At 47.7% G+C, this 4,887-nt stretch carries 5 protein-coding genes; 1 reads left to right on the top strand and 4 read right to left on the bottom strand.

What is annotated here, in order from left to right; genetic code table 11:
* From HRU21_08135 to HRU21_08120, 4 genes are all read right to left on the bottom strand, one after another.
* Positions 1–548 (bottom strand): NADH:ubiquinone reductase (Na(+)-transporting) subunit A (locus HRU21_08135; protein ID NRA42260.1); only part of this gene is annotated, 548 nt, incomplete at its 3' end.
* 121 nt (positions 549–669) lie between these two features.
* Entirely contained in the window at positions 670–2,127 is a 1,458-nt protein-coding gene (locus tag HRU21_08130; protein NRA42259.1) for a glyceraldehyde-3-phosphate dehydrogenase, read from the bottom strand.
* 223 nt (positions 2,128–2,350) lie between these two features.
* Positions 2,351–3,025 (bottom strand): nitroreductase, encoded by a 675-nt coding sequence (locus HRU21_08125; protein NRA42258.1) that lies wholly within the window; start codon positions 3,023–3,025, stop codon positions 2,351–2,353.
* The gene (locus HRU21_08120; protein ID NRA42257.1) at positions 3,025–4,164 is read right to left on the bottom strand and encodes a CoA transferase; all 1,140 of its coding nucleotides are present in this window, start codon (positions 4,162–4,164) and stop codon (positions 3,025–3,027) included. Before HRU21_08120 ends, HRU21_08125 begins: the two co-directional genes overlap by 1 nt.
* 167 nt (positions 4,165–4,331) lie before the next feature.
* On the opposite strand from HRU21_08120, the gene tadA reads away from it, so the two are divergent.
* On the top strand, positions 4,332–4,887 hold a 556-nt coding region (tadA, locus tag HRU21_08115; GenBank protein NRA42256.1), incomplete at its 3' end, for a Flp pilus assembly complex ATPase component TadA.

Below are 4,887 nucleotides of genomic sequence, written 5' to 3'. Positions count from 1 at the left end.
TCCACCCCGGCAACATAGGCAGCTTGGCTTTCTGCATCCGCGTTAATAATATCGAGGGGGTTTGCTGCGAGCGGATTGGTATCCATGGCGTTGATGAATACTGCATCATAGTCAACGTCAAGTGCTGGTACTTTTGAGTATGGACGCGTTCGCAGGCTAGTCCAGGCGCCCGACTCTACCAGCTGTGACTGCACAGCCTGTTTGCCTAGATTGGCTAAATCGGCTGCCGCATAACTGTTGAAGCTGACTTTTTCATCACCTTCGAGGTCAATCACCAGCGACTCAAACACCCGCTGTGCACCTCGGTTAATTGCTGATACTGTGCCAGCTGCCGGTGCAGTAAACTTAACGCCAGCTGTTTTTTTGTCTTCAAACAGCAACTGACCTTTCGCCACTTTATCACCGACCGCGACATGCATGGTTGGCTTCATACCAACATAGTCATAACCTACCAAAGCGACTTGAGAAACGCGCTTAGCCAGCTCAATCTGAGCAGGCTTTGGCGCACCCTCAAGCGCTAGGTCGAGACCGCGCTTGATTTTAATCATAGAGTTAATACCCTGGTTAAATTTTAAAAGTTTAAAATTTTACGTGCGTTTGGGGTAAAAAGAGTAGAAAAGCCAAAACGCAAAAACCCCTTTATTTCAGGGGTTCAGAATACAGTACTCGTCAGTTTTTCGGATATATAGCATAGGTTACCCCAGCCATTTGTTCCAGTACGCGGTGCACCTGGCATGAGTAACCAAACTCATTGTCATACCATAAGTAAACGATCGCTTGAGTGCCATTCACAATAGTGGCCTCGGCATCGTAAATACTCGCACAGCGGGTCCCCACAAAGTCGGTTGAGACCGCTTCAGGGGTATTCGAGTAATCAATTTGTTTGCGCAAATCTGAGTGTAGAGAGATTTGACGCATATATTCATTCAGTTCGTCGGCACTGGTCGCTTTTTCTAGCGTCAGGTTCAAAATCGCCATCGACACATTAGGCGTCGGTACGCGAATCGCGTTACCTGTGAGTTTACCTTCAAAATACGGTAAAACTTTAGCTACCGCTTTTGCCGCGCCTGTTTCGGTAATAACCATATTCAGCGCAGCAGAGCGACCACGTCGATCAGCTGAATGGTAATTATCAATCAAGTTTTGGTCATTGGTGTAAGCATGCACAGTTTCAACATGCCCCTGCTTGATACCAAAGCCATCGTGTATAGCCTTTAATGGCGGGCTGATTGCATTGGTGGTGCACGATGCTGCAGATATAATCGTATCCGCATCGTCGATATCGCTATTATTGATACCGTAAACAATATTTTTTAAGTCGCCTTTGCCAGGGGCAGTAAGAATAACTTTACTGACGCCATTACAGGCCAGGTGCTGCGATAAGCCAGCTTGATCACGCCAAACGCCAGTATTATCGACCACAATCGCGTCGTTGATGCCGTAATCGGTGTAGTCAACATCACTGGGTGAATTGGCATAAATGATTTTAACCTCATTGCCATTGAGCACTAGCGAGCTATGCTCTTCATCGACTCGAATCGTGCCATCAAATGCACCATGCACTGAGTCACGACGCAGTAAAGAGGCGCGTTTCTCAAGATCATTCGGCGCTTTGCCTTTACGCACAACAATCGCCTTAAGACGCAGGTTTTCACCACCACCGGTTTTTTCGATCAACAGGCGCGCCATTAAACGACCAATGCGGCCAAAACCATACAGCACAACATCGCGCGGCGATTGATCAAGCGCTTTAGCGCCAATAACTTCAGCAACTTGCTGCTGCACAAAATCAACCAGTGAGGTGCTGTCTTTAACAGCTTCATAGGCGACGGCGATACGGCCAACATCGATATGCGCTGGCCCCAAATCTAATTCTGCCAACGCATTTAAAACCGGGCTGGTTTCAAATTCTGACATTTCATTGCCTTCAACCAAGCGCACTTTGCGGTGGGCTTTCATGATATCGAGAACAGACTGATTATGCAGATTAAAGCCATACAAATACGTCTTTACATTTTTTTCTCGATAAAGCTTGCCTACCAAAGGAATCATTCCCTCAGCTAAAGCTTCACGCTCTTTCCAGTCACTAAAATAATCGTCTGGACGTTCACGCTTGGTTGTGTTCACAATTTCACCTTCTGTTGTGAGAATCAGGGGTTAGGTAAGAAATAGTCGACCAAATAAGGACTGCTATACCACACTCATTAGGGCCAATCGTCGATGATTGGCGTTAAAATTAGCGCGCATATTATGATTGCATACGGCCTTAAGTGCAAGATCTAAAATATGCTGAAACGCGATTAAAACCGCCCGCAAGCGCCAATTTGAGATGCGTATTTCACGCACTAGATTAGTGGAAAAAGGTGTTCTCAGACAAACTGGCGCGCTCGATATTTATTTGGTTTGCCGCAGCCGAAGGGTCTGGGTAACCGAATGACATGCCAAACAGCAATTTTTGCTCTGCAGGAATGTTTAGCACTTCTCGCACCAGATCACAATGAAAGCTCAAGGCGGTTTGCGGACAAGAGGCAATACCCTGAGCAGCCATGCTCAGCATCAGCGTCTGTGCATACATACCAAGATCGGCGGCTTCTCTGAGATCGCCAGCTTGAATAAAAAAGAACGCCGCATGTGGCGCTCCAAAGAAATCGAAATTATTCATAAAGGCCTGTTGCCTGGCCGCCTTATCGCTGCGCTCAATTCCCATTGCCTGATACAGAGCCGCAGCGGCTGCATACTGACGCTCTTTTTGCACCCCCTCATATTGCCCCATATAAGGATAATCCATTGAGAATTCACCCTGCTGCATGGCATTGCTTAAACCACGCTTTAATTGCTCGGCAGACTCGCCGCTGGCAATATGCACTTGCCAAGGCTGGGTATTGCAATTGGACGGCGCCCAGTTGGCTGCATCAAAGACCGCCTCTAAAATTGACTGGGGCACAGGTTGCGGCAAAAAGGCTCGAACACTGCGGCGATTTTTTACCAGCTCTGCCCATTGTTCAAAATCGATGGATTGCGTCATTATACCAATACCTTATTTTCAATTAGCTCGGTGATCTGACTGGCAGAATAACCCAGTTCTTGCATCAGCGCCGCATTATCAGCGCCCTGTGCTCGCGGGCCCGTTTTCACTGCCGTGGGCGTTTCAGAAAACTTAGGCGCCGGCGCGCCCTGCTTAACCCCATCGACCTCAACATAGGTATTGCGCGCAATATGCTGCGGGTATGCCATCGCCTCATCCATCGACAACACTGGCGCATAGCAAACGTCAAGCATACCTAAGATATCAGTCCATTCGTCTCGCGTTTTTTCTTTAAACCGTTTGGCAAATACTGGACGTAAGGCATGCCATTTTTGTTTATCAAACTGCGCATCGTAGGACATTTCTCCTACCTGCTCAGTGAGGCCCATGCTTTCAACCAAGAGTTCATAAAAATGAATCTCAATCGCACCAATAGAGACCCATTTGCCGTCAGCGCATTCATAGGTATCGTAATAATGCGCGCCGCCATCAAAAATATTGTTTTGCCGTTGCTGATCCCACATACCCATACCGCGATAGCCGAGGATCATATTCATTAAGTTAGCCACCCCATCATTGATGCTGGCGTCAACCACCTGACCTTGACCACTTTTTTGCGCATGCAGCAGTGCCGCCAACATACCCATAACCAGATACGAGCCGCCGCCCGCAAAATCGCCCAATAAATTTAACGGCGGCACCGGGCCACCCTCGGCACGGCCAATGGTATCGAGCGCACCGGTAACTGCAACATAGTTAATATCATGACCAGCAACCTGCGACATAGGGCCCTCCTGCCCCCAACCGGTCATGCGACCGTAAACCAGCTTTGGATTGATCGCTAATAGCTGCTCCGGCCCAAGACCAAGCTTTTCCATCACGCCAGGACGAAAGCCTTCCATGATCACATCGGCGGTTTGCACCAGCTGTTTAACAATCTCAATACCTTGTGGGTCTTTGATGTTCACAGCCATACACTTGCGTGATCGCAGCGTTACTTCATAAGGGTTGGCCGCCTCACTGGAATAGCGGTCAATGCGAATCACTTCTGCACCTAAATCCGCCATTAACATCGCGGCAAAGGGTGATGGCCCTATTCCGCCCATTTCAATTACTCTAACCCCTGTCAGTGGCCCCATGATCTCTCAACACTCTTACTTTCTGTCATTTTGGTCGGCGCTAAAATACCAGCCAATTCCGCTGAATAAAAGCCGTTTGTATTATCTGCTTGAGATTTATTTGTTCTTATCTGCCTGAGCCTATAGGATATGAGCATTATAAAAAGATGTAGCGTAAGACGATCACCATGAACCTGAAGGCTTTACTAAAATTTGTCGTTGAAAAAAACGGCACTGATTTATTTTTAAATGTTGGCGCCCCCCCGATGATGAAGCTTATGGGGACCATGAAACCGGTAGGTCAGACAGCCTTAAACGCGGCCAATATTCGTGAAATCATTAATACCCTGCTGACTGAGGAGCAAATTCATGAATTTGAGACGCAGCGGCAAATTGACCTTGGCTATTCGTTACAGGGCGGTGGGCGTTTTCGCATTAATGCCTATCATCAAAAAGGTGAACCTGCGGTCGTCGCAAGGCATATTGTCAGCCATATTCCCTCAATAGAAAGTTTGAACTTACCGCTTTTACTGGAGGAATTAGCCCTGCTTGAGCGTGGCTTAATTCTGGTGGTTGGCGCAACAGGTACGGGTAAGTCGACTACGCTGGCGTCGATGCTGAATCATCGCAATGAAACCACGACCGGACATATTTTAACCATTGAAGACCCAATTGAATTTATGCATTCGCATAAACGCTCACTGATCAGTCAGCGAGAGGTTGGCATTGATGCTCACAGCTATT

The sequence above is a fragment of the Pseudomonadales bacterium genome, from assembly GCA_013215025.1.
Taxonomy (GTDB): Bacteria; Pseudomonadota; Gammaproteobacteria; order Pseudomonadales; family DT-91; genus DT-91.
Note: the sequence above shows the minus strand (reverse complement) of the source record. Positions and strands in the feature narration are given on the sequence as shown.